Annotated in this window: 17 protein-coding genes and 2 tRNA genes; 5 read left to right on the top strand and 14 right to left on the bottom strand. The window is 33.6% G+C overall.

Annotated features, from left to right (window positions below; translation table 11 throughout):
- The first annotated feature begins 2 nt into the window (after window positions 1-2).
- Window positions 3-833 carry a MurR/RpiR family transcriptional regulator gene (locus J2S15_RS10755; protein ID WP_307408141.1) on the top strand — a complete coding sequence of 277 codons (831 nt, stop codon included), beginning with the start codon at window positions 3-5 and terminating at the stop codon, window positions 831-833.
- Between the two features lie 49 nt (window positions 834-882).
- On the opposite strand, the gene J2S15_RS10750 is transcribed toward J2S15_RS10755, so the two are convergent.
- Window positions 883-2,247, bottom strand: a complete 1,365-nt coding sequence (locus J2S15_RS10750) for a PTS transporter subunit EIIC (RefSeq protein ID WP_307408139.1) — start codon at window positions 2,245-2,247, stop codon at window positions 883-885.
- Between the two features lie 226 nt (window positions 2,248-2,473).
- On the opposite strand from J2S15_RS10750, the gene J2S15_RS10745 reads away from it, so the two are divergent.
- Window positions 2,474-3,937 (top strand): glycoside hydrolase family 1 protein, encoded by a 1,464-nt coding sequence (locus J2S15_RS10745; protein WP_307408137.1) that lies wholly within the window; start codon window positions 2,474-2,476, stop codon window positions 3,935-3,937.
- Window positions 3,938-4,011: 74 nt separating this feature from the next.
- Here the strand turns inward: J2S15_RS10745 and J2S15_RS10740 are convergent, their stop codons facing one another.
- Together J2S15_RS10740 and J2S15_RS10735 are read right to left on the bottom strand one after the other, a co-directional pair.
- Window positions 4,012-4,878, bottom strand: coding sequence for a creatininase family protein (locus J2S15_RS10740; protein WP_307408134.1), 867 nt, complete (start codon window positions 4,876-4,878; stop codon window positions 4,012-4,014).
- A gap of 138 nt (window positions 4,879-5,016) precedes the next feature.
- Complete coding sequence (locus J2S15_RS10735) at window positions 5,017-5,946, bottom strand: helix-turn-helix transcriptional regulator (protein WP_307408132.1); 930 nt, start codon at window positions 5,944-5,946, stop codon at window positions 5,017-5,019.
- Window positions 5,947-6,050: 104 nt separating this feature from the next.
- Between J2S15_RS10735 and J2S15_RS10730 the strand changes: the two genes are divergently transcribed.
- Both J2S15_RS10730 and J2S15_RS10725 read left to right on the top strand, forming a co-directional pair.
- The gene (locus tag J2S15_RS10730; protein ID WP_307408130.1) at window positions 6,051-6,683 is read left to right on the top strand and encodes a DJ-1/PfpI family protein; all 633 of its coding nucleotides are present in this window, start codon (window positions 6,051-6,053) and stop codon (window positions 6,681-6,683) included.
- 165 nt (window positions 6,684-6,848) lie between these two features.
- Window positions 6,849-7,334: a hypothetical protein gene (locus J2S15_RS10725; RefSeq protein ID WP_307408128.1), complete on the top strand. Its 486-nt coding sequence runs from the start codon at window positions 6,849-6,851 to the stop codon at window positions 7,332-7,334.
- A gap of 72 nt (window positions 7,335-7,406) precedes the next feature.
- Here J2S15_RS10725 and J2S15_RS10720 read toward each other — a convergent pair.
- Window positions 7,407-7,481: transfer RNA gene (locus J2S15_RS10720), tRNA-Arg, on the bottom strand.
- A gap of 5 nt (window positions 7,482-7,486) precedes the next feature.
- Window positions 7,487-7,563 (bottom strand) — tRNA-Arg (locus J2S15_RS10715).
- Between the two features lie 131 nt (window positions 7,564-7,694).
- Between J2S15_RS10715 and J2S15_RS10710 the strand changes: the two genes are divergently transcribed.
- The gene (locus J2S15_RS10710; RefSeq protein WP_307408126.1) at window positions 7,695-8,243 is read left to right on the top strand and encodes a DJ-1/PfpI family protein; all 549 of its coding nucleotides are present in this window, start codon (window positions 7,695-7,697) and stop codon (window positions 8,241-8,243) included.
- Here J2S15_RS10710 and J2S15_RS10705 read toward each other — a convergent pair.
- The 9 genes from J2S15_RS10705 to J2S15_RS10665 all read right to left on the bottom strand — a co-directional run bounded on the left by J2S15_RS10705 (window position 8,240) and on the right by J2S15_RS10665 (window position 16,296).
- Complete coding sequence (locus J2S15_RS10705) at window positions 8,240-8,578, bottom strand: hypothetical protein (RefSeq protein WP_307408124.1); 339 nt, start codon at window positions 8,576-8,578, stop codon at window positions 8,240-8,242. The two genes, J2S15_RS10710 and J2S15_RS10705, sit on opposite strands and share 4 nt — an antisense overlap.
- 86 nt (window positions 8,579-8,664) lie before the next feature.
- Entirely contained in the window at window positions 8,665-10,068 is a 1,404-nt protein-coding gene (locus J2S15_RS10700; RefSeq protein WP_307408123.1) for a 6-phospho-beta-glucosidase, read from the bottom strand.
- A 22-nt stretch (window positions 10,069-10,090) separates the two neighbouring features.
- Window positions 10,091-11,476 carry a PTS transporter subunit EIIC gene (locus J2S15_RS10695; RefSeq protein ID WP_307408121.1) on the bottom strand — a complete coding sequence of 462 codons (1,386 nt, stop codon included), beginning with the start codon at window positions 11,474-11,476 and terminating at the stop codon, window positions 10,091-10,093.
- Between the two features lie 128 nt (window positions 11,477-11,604).
- Window positions 11,605-12,441, bottom strand: coding sequence for a PRD domain-containing protein (locus J2S15_RS10690; RefSeq protein ID WP_307408119.1), 837 nt, complete (start codon window positions 12,439-12,441; stop codon window positions 11,605-11,607).
- A gap of 21 nt (window positions 12,442-12,462) precedes the next feature.
- Entirely contained in the window at window positions 12,463-12,954 is a 492-nt protein-coding gene (locus J2S15_RS10685; protein WP_307408118.1) for a PTS sugar transporter subunit IIA, read from the bottom strand.
- A 166-nt stretch (window positions 12,955-13,120) separates the two neighbouring features.
- Window positions 13,121-13,507, bottom strand: a complete 387-nt coding sequence (locus tag J2S15_RS10680; RefSeq protein WP_307408116.1) for a DUF956 family protein — start codon at window positions 13,505-13,507, stop codon at window positions 13,121-13,123.
- 57 nt (window positions 13,508-13,564) lie between these two features.
- Window positions 13,565-14,476, bottom strand: coding sequence for a PTS system mannose/fructose/sorbose family transporter subunit IID (locus tag J2S15_RS10675; RefSeq protein WP_307408113.1), 912 nt, complete (start codon window positions 14,474-14,476; stop codon window positions 13,565-13,567).
- Window positions 14,477-14,496: 20 nt separating this feature from the next.
- Complete coding sequence (locus J2S15_RS10670) at window positions 14,497-15,294, bottom strand: PTS mannose/fructose/sorbose transporter subunit IIC (protein ID WP_307408112.1); 798 nt, start codon at window positions 15,292-15,294, stop codon at window positions 14,497-14,499.
- Between the two features lie 18 nt (window positions 15,295-15,312).
- Window positions 15,313-16,296 carry a mannose/fructose/sorbose PTS transporter subunit IIA gene (locus J2S15_RS10665; RefSeq protein ID WP_307408111.1) on the bottom strand — a complete coding sequence of 328 codons (984 nt, stop codon included), beginning with the start codon at window positions 16,294-16,296 and terminating at the stop codon, window positions 15,313-15,315.
- Window positions 16,297-16,506 lie beyond the last annotated feature (210 nt).

Genomic DNA, 16,506 nt, shown 5'->3' with positions numbered 1-16,506 from the left:
TTATGTCTGTAGAAAGATATGGTACTTTTTTATTGTTGTTGCGCTTATATAACGAATCCCCTCTACACTCAACTGAGAAAATATTATCTAAATATTTTTTACAAAGATTTAACAACATTAAAAATATTAATATTTATGATGTATCTGAAGAATGTCATGTATCAAGAGCAACGGTTAGAAGATTCTTTTTAAAACTGGATCACGAAAGTTTTTTAGATTTCAAAAACGAATTCACTGTTCCTTATGATATTAGTATGTTTGAAAAAGAATTAGACAGAGAAAATTATGTTGATGAACATATTCACCAAATCAGTGAAATTCAGTCATTCTTTAAAAACAACAAATCGCATATTCTTGATAGAATTAAAAACTTAGCAAATATGATGTATCATTCTAATAATATATATTGGTTAACATCCACATCAACTACAAGAATGGTAGAAGATATGCAAATGCAATTTCTACAGTTTAATTCCTTTTGGGATATTGTTATTAACTTTGAGAAAAGCAAAGAAATTGATATTAAGCATAATGATATTGTAATCGTTGCCTCATCAAGTGCTGTGTTAGCCAATACCATTGTGGCTGAGTTAGAGACTATTAACTGCCCTATTTATTTAGTAACTCTAAATACTCAATATAATCATCCTGTATTCACTGATATCATACGTTTGACTGATGATATTTTATATAACTATACAGACCAAATTTCTAATGAAACAATAAAAAAGGAAGTTGTAAACAGAAAATATGCAACAAATCTATTTTTTGATTTCCTCTACTATGAATATGCCACTCTATATAGAGGGGAAAAAGATAGCAAAGAGGAATAACCAAAGGAAAACTGCCACAATTTTATATGGCAGTTTCTTTTTTATATAATTACGATTGCCCTCTTTTCTTCAAGAAAATTGTTGCTAAGAATCCTACAGCCCCTGAAACTACAATTACTGCAATTCCCCAGTACATATTTGTTAGACCACTGTATGGTGGTATTGAAATTACCATTGTTGGTAATCCTGGAATACCAGAGACAATTGAATTCTGTGCTAAATTTGTAATACCAGCCAAAATACCCCCAACTGCTCCTCCAATCATAGAACCATACAAGGCTTTTCTATCATTAATTAATACACCAAATAAAGATGGTTCAGAAATTCCCATAAGTCCAGTAACCCCTGCAGACAGCTGTGTTCCTTTTTTAATTGGATCTTTTTCAAGATAAGCAACCGCTAATGTTGCTGTAGCAATTGCAATATTTGTCCCTAACATTGCTGGAATTAGAAATGTATCATATCCTTGTGTTGCTAATGATGTAACCATTATTGGAACCAATGCTTTGTTTGTTCCTGTAAGAACTGTAAAGCCAAATAAGGCACCAACAAGCCCAAGAGCAAGCCACCCTATTTTATCATGAATAAATACAAATCCATCTGTCATCCAATCCCCTAAAATAACTCCTAATGGACCAACAATCAATAAAGTTGCAAGTGTTCCAACAGCTATAACGATTAATGGTATCAATACATCTTTAAGATAACTTGGTATTTTGTTATAAATAAATTTATGTGTTTGAGCCATTATAATTACACCTAATAAAACTGGTAGTGCTGTATAAGAATACGTAGTAGCTACAACTGGTAACCCAAATAGATTTAAGTTTTCTACACCATTAATACTTTGATTCAACAATACTGCGCCTAAGAAAATTCCGTATATTGGATTAATATTCAGTTGTTTAGCACATCCATACCCTACATATAATGGTAGGAAATAAAAACCTGTACTTGCAATCGCATTGATTAATGTGTAAGTAGGTGACTCCGTTGATAAACCGATTGTTAAGACTAAAATATTTAAAATTGCAGAAATTAAACCAGTTGCTACAACAATTGGCATTGTTGGTAGAAAAGCTGCTGCTAAGAAACTTAATGCTCTTGAAAATAAATTCTCTTTACTTTTAGAATTATTGTTTCTATCTGATGTTTTTATTTCTGGGTTATCTGCTCCATATAATAATGTAAATGAATCATACACTTGTTGAACATTTGGCCCGAAAATAATCTGTAAAGTATTCCCTTGTTTCACAATTCCTAAAACTCCTTCTACTTTTTCAATTCTAGTTGTATCAATCTCGTTAATATTTTTCACATTAACTCTCAGCCTAGTAGCACAGTGAGTAATATTATCAATATTTCTACTATCGATGATATCTAATAATTCCTTTGATATAAGTTCAAAATTCATAGTATAAACCCCCTTTTAAATTTGTTTTCTATTTTTTAACTTACACATTTCAACATAAAGAGCGATCTCTTTATGTGTATATCATACCTTTATTCCATAATATCAGAGTGACAATATTTGCACCCTTTTTCATTCAGGTTACAACATTTGCACCATGACCCAAAATTCATTGATTAAATGATAGACATCCACTATCATGAGAACTGACAGTAGGGAGGTAAATTATATGTCAAAAAAAACAATTTTCCCTAAAGATTTTTTATGGGGTGGTGCTATTGCAGCCAATCAATCAGAAGGTTTTTGGAATCAAGGAGGTCGTGGTGCTTCAATTGCTGACACTGCACCATATAATCAAAACCAAAACTATTCAACATATGAAGCATTTGATGAATTAACAATTGCCGAAATAGAAGATAGACTTAACGATAAAGATGGATATTATCCTAAAAGATGGGGAAATCATTTTTATGAAAGATATGAGGAAGATATTGCATTGCTAGCAGAAATGGGATTTAAAACATTAAGATTATCTGTATCATGGTCTCGTATTTATCCCAAAGGTGATGAGACAGAACCTAATAAAGAAGGTCTTGAGTTTTACAGAAATATTTTTAAGACACTTAAAAAAAATAAAATAAAACCCATCGTAACCCTTTCTCATTACGAAACACCAGTTCATCTTGCAATTAAGTATGGGGGATGGATCAATAGAGAACTGCTTGTGTTCTTTGAAAGATATTGTGAAACTGTTATTTATGAATTCAAAGATTATGTCGAATATTGGATGGCATTTAATGAAATTAATGTTATTCAACATAGTTTTTATGTTGGAGGTGCTGTGCCAAAAGACTTTATTAAAAATAAAGAAAATGATTTATACCAAGTTATTCACCACTTATTTTTAGCTAGTGCAATAGCAAAAAAAGTTATGAAAAAAATTTCGCCAACAGCGAAAATGGGAGGAATGTTAGCGCGCCGAGAAGGTTATCCAGCTACCTGTAATCCACTTGATGTTTTGCAATCCGTTATAGATGATCAAAAAAATCTTTTCTTTACAGATGTATTGGCTAGAGGATATTATCCTAGTTATATGAATGCTTTTTTCAAAGAAAATAATATTCATATTAACTACGAGGATACTGATGATGAATTATTAAGAAATAATACCATAGATTATGTTTCTTTCAGTTACTATATGACAGTATTATCAAAATATGAAATTGATGAAAATACTGAATTAACAACTGGAAACTTAGTAAGTGGGGTTAAGAATAATTATTTACAAAGCAATGAATGGGGATGGCAAATAGATCCTGTAGGATTGCGAATAACTTTAGAAAAGTTATATGATAGATATCAGTTACCTCTTCTTGTTGCCGAAAATGGTATTGGCTTAAAAGAATCCTTAAATGAAAACAATAGTATTGAAGATATTCAAAGAGTCGATTATTTACGAAGTCATATTAGAGAAATGAGAGCAGCAGTAAATAATGGTGTAGATTTAATTGGATATACTGTGTGGGGTCCAATTGACATTATCAGTATGTCTACATCAGAGATGTCGAAACGCTATGGCTTTATTTATGTTGATGCAGATGACTATGGTGTTGGTTCATTCAATCGATACAAGAAAAAAAGTTTCTATTGGTATAAACAAGTGATTGAATCTAATGGATCTAATCTCGATTAACCTTAGAATCAATTTTATATAGATACTAGCAAAAAGCTTACAGAATAACAAATCATTCTGTAAGCTTTTTATAATTAGAATTTTCTTAAATCTGGATCAAAAAATTCTTTTTTTATTTCTACTTTCATCTCTTTAATATCATTGATTAATTTAGCAATTGGATCAACTGTTGCTTTTATTACACGTTCACCAATTTCATCACTATATCCGCTTGGATCACCTTGAGGTCCTGGTGCATTAGGAACATTCCACTGACCTTTTGCAGTAGGTTCATACTCATAAGACTGAATACTGATTCCAGCAGGTGCAATTGGTACAAAGTCTTTCAGTTCAGCGACAAATGGTCCAGGGATATTACCTTCTACCAAATCATGTCTTACTTCAGCACCAAATACTTGGGAAACAGATGTTTCTATTAAACACGCATGACCCCAGACTGGTTCTCTTCCCATTTCTTCAAATATCGCATTCACTTCCTCACCTGGTACAACAAAGAAATTACATACGGCAAAGAAAGCTCCTGTTGCTTTGATTGCTCTACGTACTGCTTCATCAATGAATGGTGGATTTGGATAATGCCCATTAATAAAAATTATCTTCTTTACTCCTTGACGAATTAGTGACATACAAACATCATAATATACATCAACTAATGTCTCAGCACGCAGAGAAAATGTTCCTGGGAAATCACGAAAATATGGAATATCTGCATATCCAAAAGGGATCGTTGGTGCTACTACTGGTTTTGCCGTATCATAGGTTGCAAGAGCCACACGTTCAGCTATTCCAGTACAAATGATATTATCTACATCAATTGGTAAATGCTTCCCATGCTGCTCAGTTTGACCTGCAGGGATTAATGCAATATCAGTATTCTTAAATCGTTCTTCTAATTCTGGCCATGTCATATCTTTCATAAATACATGCTTTTTTACTTCCATTCATTACACCTCCATTTAGTTTATCTACTATAACTATACGTTCTTTCCTCTTTCTGCACAATATGAAATAAACTTTTTATTAATTACACAAAAAGAAAACTGAGTTCTCATAAGAACCCAGCAATATTTTCCAGCTATTTAACTTTCATATATGGTAGCCATACTATTAATTTTTTGCTTCATTTCATTACGAATATGTAATGGTTCTAGACATTCACATTTAGTTCCAAACCCTAAAAGAATATCAAAGTAATAATCATTTTCTATAAAAGGAAAATTAACGATATAATGCTCACCATCCAAGGTAAAATCTTCATAAGGACAATAATCAAGTACTCGATCCATAATCGATTTATGAATACGTATTTTAATCTTAGTCTGCATCGTTTCTAAGGTACCCGTAAAATCTAGTTGAGGTTTTTGATACGCACGTGCTATAAAAACTTTCTTTTTCATTTTTAAATTTGACATACGTGATAATCGAAACAAACGAAAATCTTTTCTTTTTAAGCAATATCCATGACAATACCAATGATTACTTTTTAATACAAGTTGATATGGTTCAATCGTTCGTGTAGTCATAATTCCATGTTGATTCGCATATTCAAATGAAAGAAGCTTTTTCTCTTCTAGCGCTACTTTAATAATTTCCAAATATTGTTGGATACTTTTATTACCCATCCATGAATTTAAATCAATATGTATCTGATTTACTTTAAGTTCGATATCTTTTGCACTATCTTCAGGAATAAAACTCTTCACCTTTGCTAGTGCATGTTTCATTTCATCCCCCTGCATCATACTAGAAACTCCTGAAAGTCCCATTAAAATAGTTGAAAGATCAGCAGTTGAAAAGACATTCTTATCAACCTTATATTTTGGCATGATTTCAAATCCACCACCCACTCCTGGCGTTGAACGAATTGGAATACCTGCAAGATCAATCGCATCAATATCACGATAGATGGTACGTAAGGAAACTTCATACATATCTGCTAGTTGTTGCGCACTTATACGTTTCTTATCAAGTAACGTCATTATAATGCTAATCATTCTATCAACTCTCATCGAATATTCACCTTTCAAAATTTCTTTTATTAAATTATATATTGCTGACATAATGGTGTCAACAATTGCATGATATACTGTGACTATAAACAGGAGGAAATTATATGTTTACAATTTACGTTTACGTTCTAGATACTTTAGCTGATTGGGAACTGGGACATGTTACTTCAGAATTAAATACAGGTCGTTTTTTTAAGAAGGATGCGCCAGTTGTGGAATTAAAGATAGTTAGTTATTCTAAAGAATCAATTACTACTATGGGAGGAATGACAATCACACCAGACTGTACAATTGATGATATTATTGTGAATGAGTCAAGTGTATTATTACTGCCAGGTGCAGATACATGGAATGATCCAAAACATGCTGCTATTATTGAAAAAGCAAGTGAGCTTCTTTCAACTGGTGGAATGGTAGGTGCAATTTGTGGTGCCACTGCTGCACTTGCAAATCATGGTTTGTTAGATAATCGTTCACACACTAGTAATGGAGTAGGATTTCTTGACATGGTATCTCCTACTTATAAAGGACAAAGTCTATACATAGATGAACCATCTGTAGCCGACAATAACCTTATTACTGCTAGTTCAACTGGAGGATTATTACTATCAAAACAAATTATTGAGCACTTAGGTGTTTTTCAACCAGATACATTGGATGCTTGGTATAATTATTTCAATACTGGTAAAGCTGAATACTTCTTTGCACTTATGCAAACTCTTCCAAATAATAATTAAAAATTCTTTTTTAAAAGAACGACATATATTAGCATTACTGTAATCTTGTTAGATTTAAGTAGTGTTTTTTATATAATATCCATAAAAAATAACAACTTGTATAGTAACCTTAAAACTTCTATACTATAATTATATTAATAAAATAAACTTTAAGAAGGGAGTACTATGGCAAAAGAAATGAATTCATTCAATGAGTTTCTTTCAACAGTTGCACCAGAGCACCAAGTATTTGTTGAAAAACTTAATCAAAAACTTATTGAACAAGGCTGTGACCTTGTAATCAAGAAAGCAAAAAGTGGATATACTGTTACATACCAACTGAAGAAGAAATCAGTTATGAATTGGGTATTTCGTAAAGCTGGTATTTTAGCACGCATTTATGGAGATAATGCTTGTAAAGACAGGGATATAATTACTTCCCTGCCTACCAATATGCAAACGAAAATGATAGAATCTCGTGATTGTATAAGACTGATGGATCCTAATGCTTGTAGTCCTGTTTGTGTTCGAGGATTTGTTTATGCCTTAAATGGTGACACACATAAAAAATGTCGTAATGATGGAATGCTCTTTCAACTGACAAATGAGAATGCGGAACATATAGATAAATTAATTTCTAAAGAAGTTAGTGTACGTAAATCAATTTCATGATAACCGAAAATAGTAATATGATAACAAAAAGCTGAATCCCTTAATATTAAAGGTTTTCAGCTTATTTTTTAATGGTACCCCCGGCGAGAATCGAACTCACAATTAGCCCTTAGGAGGGGCTTGTTATATCCATTTAACTACGGAGGCGTGATTGGCGTTCCCGACAGGACTCGAACCTGCAACCTTTTGAATCGGAATCAAATACGCTATCCAATTGCGCCACGGGAACATTCCTTATCAATTATATCATAATCTTATTGACTTTGATTTATTAGTTTTCCTATTTCCAAGGAAATATAAGTGTATGATTTAAATCAGAATTTCATTCGTGATATAATAAGAAAAACGAGGAGGTAGCCTATGAAAATTTTATGCATTGTCAGCGATGGATTTGAAGAGGTTGAAGCAATTGGAACAGTCGCATTATTACGTCGTTCTGGTTTAACTGTGGATGTTTATTCATTAAATGGGTATGATGCGACTGGAAAATATGAAACAAAGATTACTGAATTAAAAAATATCCAAGATTTGGATTTTAATAATTATGATTGTTTATTCTTACCTGGTGGACCACACTACCGTACACTAGAAGAAAATGAAGATGTGAAAGAAATCATTCATCACTTCTTTAGAAAAGATAAATATGTGGCTGCAATTTGTGCTGCTCCTACCATTTTAGGAAGAATGGGATATCTAGAGAACAAGATTTATACTTGTTTTACTAGCATGAATGAAAGTTTTGGTGGTACTTATCTGGATACGTATACAGCAATTGATGGTAAATTAATTACTGGCCGAAGTGTTGCTGCAGTTATTGATTTTGCATTATTAATTATCAAAACACTACAAGGCGATGAACAAGAAGACAAAATAAAAAAAGAAATCTATTATGAAAAGAATTGGCTCTAATCAGCCAATTCTTTTTCCTTCAAATATACTACCATCTTCATATTTCGTTTTGGACTTTTTGCATTTGAGTTTAAAACTTTATCAATTTTAGTAACTACAAAATTTCTGTCATTATATGCAATAACAAGTCCTACATAGTATTCTTTATAGAATTTTTTCATCTCTGAATTTCTAGACTCATGAAAATTAAAGAACTCAATTCTTGGTTCTTCTTCATCAATATATACATGTGGTTCAAATGCCGATTTTGGCAAACGATAGCGAGCATTCCAAAAAGCAATTAGTAATGCAATTATTGCAACTACTATAAAAACTATTAGCATAATATCTTCCATAGTATCAATCTCCTATTTATAATATAACAAAATTATAAATATTAAACAAAAGTTAAGCTAAAAGAAAACAAGCTTTCGCTTGTCTTCTAGTCTAAATTTTCACCATTCGTTTCAATAACTTTTTTATACCAGTAGAAAGAATCTTTACGAGAACGATTAAATGTTCCATTACCTTCATCATCTACATCAACATAGATAAATCCATAACGTTTCTTCATTTCTCCAGTTCCTGCACTTACAATATCTATACAACCCCAAGGTGTATATCCAAGTAATTCAACTCCATCAATCTCTACTGCTTTTTTCATTTCAGCAATATGTTCTCTCAAGTAATCAATACGGTATGGATCATGAATACTTCCATCATCTTCCACCTTATCATATGCGCCTAGTCCATTTTCAACAATCATCAATGGAAGTTGGTAACGATCATAGAATAAATTTAATGAGTAACGTAATCCCATTGGATCAATCGTCCATCCCCAATCAGTTGTTGGTAAGTATGGATTAGAATATCCAGTATTCATGCTTCCACAGTCAACTGAGAAGCCCTTTGTTTCTTGACCACAAACCATTGAGAAATAGTAACTATATGATAAGAAATCTACTTTTCCTTCTAATAAGATCTCATCATCACCATCTAGTTTAGGTAATGTTATACCTTTGCGCTCAAACTCTTTTAGTTTGTATGCAGGATAATATCCACGACATTGTACATCAGGATAGAACAACATTTCCTTCATAAACTTATCGTTTGCCATTACATCTTTAGGGTCACATGTATTTGCATACGAGAACAATCCACCATACATCATTCCAACTTTCATTTCTGGATTGAGTTCATGTGCCATTTTAACTGCTTTTGCACTTGCGATAAACTGGTGGTAAGCTGCTGTCATTCTTGTTTGTTCATCTGCATCAAGACTAACCCCTCCAGCCATCCATGGCGACATTGACATACTGTTGATTTCATTGAATGTAAGCCAATATTTTACTTTTCCATTGTAACGGTTAAATACTGTTTCACAATACTTCACAAAGAAATCTACAACTTTACGATTTGTCCAAGTTCCATATTTTAATAAATTTAATGGTGTTTCATAATGACTTAATGTTACTAATGGTTCAATACCATATTTTAAACATTCATCAAACACTTCGTCATAATGTTTTAAACCTGCTTCATTTGGTTCTGCATCATCGCCATTAGGGAAAATTCTTCCCCATGAAATTGACATACGGTATGTCTTAAACCCCATTTCTGCAAACAAAGCAATATCTTCTTTAAAATAATGATAATGGTCAATTGCAACATGACTTGGATAATTCTTACCTTCAATAACTCCATCTGTTATTTGGCGTTCTGTCTTTGCATCTCCTGCAGTCATTACATCTGCAGTATTCAATCCTTTTCCATCATCTAAGTAAGCACCTTCACATTGGTTGGCTGCCGTAGCACCACCCCATAAAAAATCTTTTGAAAAACTCATAATAGCATCTCCTTTCTATATATTAAGCTATTTTTTCTTCATCTTTATATAAAACTAATGTCGCAATGAATGTCACAACAACACCAATTAAACTACCTACGATCATCCAGATCAAAGTCATTCCATTTGAACTAACAAATACAGGAAGTGCAAATATTCCACCACTACCTGGGAAAGCATAAGCATATACTCCCATTATTCCAGCAAATCCAGCTCCGAAGAAACTTCCGATCATTGCCCCATACATTGGTTTCTTTAATTTTAGATTAACACCATACATTGCTGGTTCTGTTACTCCTCCAACAATTGCTGTTATCGCGCAGGATGCAGCTGTTGATTTCAGTTGAACATCTTTTGAACGAATTGCTACTGCTGCACAAGCTGCACCTTGATTAAAGTTACTTATTACATTGGCTAAACAAATAATTGGTTCATATCCAAGAGTTGCAAGTGTCTGTAACATATAAGGAGTGAATGCTGTATGCATTCCTGTCATAACCACAAATGGGAATACTGCTGATAGTACTGCAACCCCAAGGAATCCGGTTGTTTCAAATAACCAAACAATTGCATCTGAGAAGTATACACCTAATACTGATCCAATTGGTGCAATCAGACATAATGTTAATGGAACCATCACAACTAGAGTAAGTAATGGTTCAGTAATTGAACGTACTGCATCAGGTGATATCTTAGCAAAGAATTTCTCCACATACGCCATTACAAATACTGCCATAATCGTCGGGAAGATTGTGCTACTGTAAGATGCTGAGTGAATTGGTAATCCAAATAACGACAGACTTTCCCCTGCAGTTACATTTTCAATAAATGTTGGATGAATTAACATTGCTCCAACAAGCATTCCAAGTCCCATATTTGCACCAAATTTACGTGCAGCTGTTGCACCTATAAAAACTGGCAGAAAATAGAATCCTGAATCTCCTACAAAAGTTAGAACAGTATGTGTACTGGTACCTACTTCAATAAGTCCACTCATTTCACCTAGAAGTACGATTACTTTCACCATTCCTGCTCCAATTAGAAGTGGAATTAATGGCGTAACACATCCTGAGATTGCATCAAATATTTTGCCAATACTAAATTTTGTTTTTTCTCCATCTAAATTTTCATTTACTGATTCTTGTTCATCTAAACCAGCTTTCTCACAAATCAATGCATAAGCATCACCAACTGCCTGACCAATAATAATCTGCAGTTGTCCACTTTGCCATTGTGTGCCAATGACTCCATCGACTTTTTCAATTGCTTCTACGTCAACTTTACTTTGATCTTTTAAATTAAAACGCAACCTTGTTATACAGTGAGTAAAGAAACTAATGTTTTCTTTACCGCCTATATACTCTAAAACTTTATCTGCTAATACATCATATCTTTCTTTCTTAGCCATATATTTTCTCCTTGTTTTACCTATATATGCAAACAATACTCGCGCGTTTGTATTGTATTTGCCAAAATAAAAACCCCAGCACTAGAAAAACAGGATAACTGTATTTCTGTACTGAGGTAATGCCCAAACTATTGGTTACAATCCTCTCTTGTACATAAACGATTTATATGTAACATCAAGTATAATAATTCTTCATCATTTGGATTCCACTGAATCTTCTCTCGAAAATAATCGAGAATATCCAATACACAATCATACGTTTGTGGAAAACCATCTTTCATCGTTTCAAACATTCGCATATTTTCACTTGAAACAGGTCGATTTGTTTCCTTACGTTTTAATAAATATTGCAGATGTGTAGCAAACCTTGAAAAGTTAAAACTTCTTCGATCGATTACACGACCAGTTTTCTTTTCAATAATCTTCGTTACATCATCAATTACTTCATCACTATCATAATCACCACCAGGAATACAACACTGTTCTTCCGCATTGATTAAATTCAGTGCAATACTGGTAACTTCACCTTCTGGCAAATGAACTTTCAGTTCACTTTGTATAAGTTTTACTGCCTGTCTTGCGACATCTATTTCTGTTTCATACAAATTCTCAATATCGTAAAACAATGGTGACTTTATCATAATATTCTTTTTATATCGTTCAATTGCAAAGTTAATATGATCCGCTAATGTAAATAATATATTAGGACTCAACTCACAAGTAATTTTACTTCTTGCATATTCTACAATTCTCATTGTAACATCAAATATATTCTCGGGTAGTTCATTCAGTAAACCAAAGTATTGAGAATCTACTCCATAATACGTTCGATCGATTAGATTTAAATCATCTAACTCATATGGCATTTCGCCAAACCCAATCCCTCTTCCAAAAGCAATTAATTCACGACCATTGTCATCAATACAGACAGCAACATTGTTGTTTATCTTTTTAATTACTTCCATGTAGCTGATTCCCCGCTTTCGTTACTTCTGCTTTAATTCAAAGATTGCATCTCCTACCGTTACTTTACCAATTTCTTTCAAAGGTGTAATATCATAACTTGCTGTATTTGTTATTACTAGAGGAGTTGTTAAATCTACTCCTTTTTCTTTCATGAAATCATGGTCAATTCGAATGATTGGAGTTCCCTTCTTTACTTTGGAACCTTGCGGTGTAAGAATTTCGAATCCTTCTCCTTGAAACTCAACTGTATCTAATCCAATGTGAATTAGAACTTCAGCACCATTTTCCATTGTAATTCCAAATGCATGTTTTGTGTTTGCAATCATTGTCAGCGTTCCATCACAAGGAGCAACTACTTCAGCACCTTCGTACTTGAATCCAACTCCATCACCCATCATCTTTGAGTTGAATACTTTATCTGGAACATCCTCAATGCTTATCATTTCACCACTCACTGGTGAATATAGTTTTTCGTCGATTTCTTTTTCTTTTTTCTTAAAAATATTAAACATTTTCTTCCTTACTCCTTTAATAATAAAAAAACTCTCCCTTGCAACCACAAACAAAAAACTATTTTGTCAGGTAATGCCTCGAAGAGTTACAATCCATGTCATTATAATAGCAAGCGCTTTCATATTTGTCAATGCCTTTAGTTGAGATTTTCAACTAAAAACTCAACTAGGCTTCTACTGACTTCTTTTTGAACTTCATTTTGAAACCTCTTTTAACTACATCTAAGAAGCCTAAAGAACGTACAATATGATCAGAATCAACATACTTGTTGATTGCACGCAACATCACCTTTGGTTTCTTTGATGAAAACGTATAGGTTCCATTTGCTTTTGTCTTTATTGCATAACGTGGAATCCACTTTCCTTTAAATAGAACGGATGCAATTACATAGTCTACTTCTTTCCATGGAATCTGAATATAGTTATTTGCATCACGATCATCATAGAATTCAAATCCTTTATCACCAATCATGATTTTTCCATAGCTAGTAAATCCTATATAAGAAGTTGCATCTACTACCATATCTACTTTTGTATTAATTGATTGAACCATAGTTGTGTTCTCCTTTCAAAATTAGGTATAAGCTCGGAAGTAATCCGAGCTTGATAATTATAGTAAACCGATTACGTGTCCACCAATACCAACAATGAATAATCCAATGATAATCACGATTGGTGATACTTTTTTCTTAAGTAACCACATACATAATAATGTTAACAACAATGCAGCTAATCCTGGAATTAATGAATCCAAGTTATCTTGTAAAGTTGTAACTTTATCTGCTGATAATGCCAGTCCAGAAGAGAACTGTGTAAGAGCTTCTCTAATACCATCAACTCCTGATGGCAGACTGCTCCAGTCAATGTAAGCACCTTCACTTAAGGTAACTGTTGATACGACTGGTTGGAAACTAATTGATACCCATCGTTGTACCAGAGCCCCTAGAACAAACATTCCCAGGATAGAAGCTCCTTGTGTTACTTTTTGTAGTAAACCTCCTGAAAGGTCTTGTGTAATCTTTGTACCTGCAGTATATCCAAACTCTTGCGTATACCACATGAATGCCCAACGAACAATATTCCATACTGCAAAGAAAATAATTGGTCCTAGAATATTTCCAGACATTGCCAGTGAAGCACCTAACGCTCCAAGCATTGGACGAAGGGTAAACCAGAACACTGGATCTCCAACTCCAGCAAGTGGCCCCATCATACCAACTTTTACCCCTTGAATTGCAACATCATCAACAGGAGCACCATTTGCACGGTCTTCCTCTAATGCCAATGTAACACCAATAATTGGTGATGCAACATAAGGGTGCGTATTAAAGAATTCTAAGTGACGTTGTAGCGCAGCTACTTGGTCATCTTTATTTGTATATAATTTTTTGATAGCTGGAATCATTGCATAAACCCAACCACCATTTTGCATACGCTCGTAGTTCCATGAACCTTGAAGGAACGTAGAACGCCATGCTACTGATAATCTATCCTTTTTACTTAAACTAATTTTGTCAGCCATTTCATTTTCCTCCTTCAAGTCTAATAATCATTTAGAATGTCATCTAATGGATCACCGATGTTGTTGTTACCACCACCAGAGCCACCTTTGCTTGACAAGTCTAAATATAAGAATGCTAATGCAACTGCGATAACTCCAAGAGCAATTAATGTTAATTGAGTAACAGCTGCCAAACAGAATCCAATTGCGAAGAATGGCCAAACTTGTTTTGTTGCCATCATGTTAATAACCATTGCATAACCAACAGCTACAACCATTCCTCCACCAATTGACATACCATCAGTTAACCATGCAGGCATCGAATTCAAGAAATTCGCTACTGTATCTGAAGGAATGAAAAGTAATGCTGCTGCAGGAATTGCAATACGTAATCCTTGCATACAGATTGCTAATATGTGCCATAATTCTACTTTTCCAAATTCTGCATTTGCTGCTGCAGCATCCATTCTATGAACGATAGGAACTGCAATTGTACGTGCAATCATTGTTAAGAATAATCCAGCTACTGCTAATGGAATTGCAACTGCGATTGCAGTACTAACACCATCTACTCCTTGTCCACCAAGGACCAGAATGATGGCAGATGCAACCGATGCCAGTGCTGCATCCGGAGCTACTGCTGCTCCAATGTTTGCCCATCCAAGAGCGATCATTTGAAGCGTTCCTCCTAAAATAATTCCTGCTTCTAATTGTCCAGATACTAATCCAATTAACGTACATGCCACTAGTGGTTGGTGGAATTGGAATTCATCAAGAATCCCTTCCATTCCAGCTAGGAATGCTACGATAACTATTAAAATAATTGTGATAATCGACATTATAATACCTCCTTATTCTTATGAATTTGCAAATGATTTTTTTGCTTTATTAATAATTTCATCCATATTCTCTTTTGAATCAGCTGGTACTTTACGTACATCAAACTTGATTCCTTTTGCTTCTAGTTGATCAAATGTTTGGATATCTTCTTTTCCTAAAGAGATAACTTTATTAACTGCAACTTTACCAACTGAATGTGCCATTGATCCAACATTAACAACACTTAAGTCTACTCCACCTTCAACTGCACGAAGTACATCTTGAGGATTTTCAAACAATAACATTGCCTTTGTATTTCCAAAACGTGGATCTTTTGCAACCTGAATCATTTTATCTACAGGTACTACATTCGCTTTTACTCCCGGAGGAGCCGCCTGTTCAATTAACTCTTTACGAAGAGTGTCTTTCGCAACTTCATCAGAAACAACAATAATACGACTTGGTTGTGTTTCTTTTGTCCATGCAGTTGCTACCTGACCATGTAATAAACGTGAATCAATACGAGCTAACACATACTTAATGTGTCCATCACCAACAACTGTTCCTTCTGGTAATGCTTTCCCTTTTTGATTATTTGTATTTGATACTTTTGTTTCTTTTGGCTCTAACTCAGCTGGAGCAACTTTCACTCCATCTCTTGCAACACTTAGAATATGTGTTGCTATTTCTTTCGCCTTTTCCATTGACATTATTGCAGAGAATGTTTCAATTAACATCGGCAAATTTAAACCTGTAACAATGACCCAGTTGTCATGTCCTTTGATTAAACCATTTGCCTGATTGAATGGGGTTCCTCCCCATAAATCAACAAGAAATAATACTTCATCCTGGTTTTCAAATGTTTTGATCGCTGTTTCCATTTTTTCTTTAATGTTTTCAGGACCTTCACTTGGTTCCAATGATACTGCTTTAATGTTTTCTTGTTGTCCAAAAATCATTTCACCTGAATTCAACACACCTTCAGCCAAACCGCCATGCGACGCTAGGATAATTCCTACCATTTTGTACATCCATCCTTTCTATAATAAATCTTAAACAATCCTTGTTATAAGAAATATTTATATACATACATCAATACATCAATCACAATAAATATTTTCTATTATTAATTCTAGAAATGTTTTGCATGCATCCCAACCAGATTATTGTAATGTAATATATCTCTATGTATTTAATATTTTTTATAAACATATAATGTGATTACTGTAATT

Source organism: Breznakia pachnodae (assembly GCF_030814225.1).
In the GTDB taxonomy this organism is placed as follows: Bacteria; Bacillota_I; Bacilli_A; order Erysipelotrichales; family Erysipelotrichaceae; genus Breznakia; species Breznakia pachnodae.
Note: the sequence above shows the minus strand (reverse complement) of the source record. Positions and strands in the feature narration are given on the sequence as shown.

Bases quoted from the DNA above. Each gene is read 5' to 3' on its own strand.
- J2S15_RS10740 (WP_307408134.1), bottom strand. From the start codon at position 4,878: ATGGAAGTAAAAAAGCATGTATTTATGAAAGATATGACATGGCCAGAA.
- J2S15_RS10730 (WP_307408130.1), top strand. From the start codon at position 6,051: ATGTTTACAATTTACGTTTACGTTCTAGATACTTTAGCTGATTGGGAA.
- J2S15_RS10690 (WP_307408119.1), bottom strand. From the start codon at position 12,441: ATGGAAGTAATTAAAAAGATAAACAACAATGTTGCTGTCTGTATTGAT.
- J2S15_RS10670 (WP_307408112.1), bottom strand. From the start codon at position 15,294: ATGTCGATTATCACAATTATTTTAATAGTTATCGTAGCATTCCTAGCT.
- J2S15_RS10680 (WP_307408116.1), bottom strand. From the start codon at position 13,507: ATGGTTCAATCAATTAATACAAAAGTAGATATGGTAGTAGATGCAACT.
- J2S15_RS10745 (WP_307408137.1), top strand. From the start codon at position 2,474: ATGTCAAAAAAAACAATTTTCCCTAAAGATTTTTTATGGGGTGGTGCT.
- J2S15_RS10750 (WP_307408139.1), bottom strand. From the start codon at position 2,247: ATGAATTTTGAACTTATATCAAAGGAATTATTAGATATCATCGATAGT.
- J2S15_RS10695 (WP_307408121.1), bottom strand. From the start codon at position 11,476: ATGGCTAAGAAAGAAAGATATGATGTATTAGCAGATAAAGTTTTAGAG.
- J2S15_RS10755 (WP_307408141.1), top strand. From the start codon at position 3: ATGTCTGTAGAAAGATATGGTACTTTTTTATTGTTGTTGCGCTTATAT.
- J2S15_RS10700 (WP_307408123.1), bottom strand. From the start codon at position 10,068: ATGAGTTTTTCAAAAGATTTTTTATGGGGTGGTGCTACGGCAGCCAAC.
- J2S15_RS10705 (WP_307408124.1), bottom strand. From the start codon at position 8,578: ATGGAAGATATTATGCTAATAGTTTTTATAGTAGTTGCAATAATTGCA.
- J2S15_RS10685 (WP_307408118.1), bottom strand. From the start codon at position 12,954: ATGTTTAATATTTTTAAGAAAAAAGAAAAAGAAATCGACGAAAAACTA.
- J2S15_RS10675 (WP_307408113.1), bottom strand. From the start codon at position 14,476: ATGGCTGACAAAATTAGTTTAAGTAAAAAGGATAGATTATCAGTAGCA.
- J2S15_RS10665 (WP_307408111.1), bottom strand. From the start codon at position 16,296: ATGGTAGGAATTATCCTAGCGTCGCATGGCGGTTTGGCTGAAGGTGTG.
- J2S15_RS10725 (WP_307408128.1), top strand. From the start codon at position 6,849: ATGGCAAAAGAAATGAATTCATTCAATGAGTTTCTTTCAACAGTTGCA.
- J2S15_RS10735 (WP_307408132.1), bottom strand. From the start codon at position 5,946: ATGAGAGTTGATAGAATGATTAGCATTATAATGACGTTACTTGATAAG.
- J2S15_RS10710 (WP_307408126.1), top strand. From the start codon at position 7,695: ATGAAAATTTTATGCATTGTCAGCGATGGATTTGAAGAGGTTGAAGCA.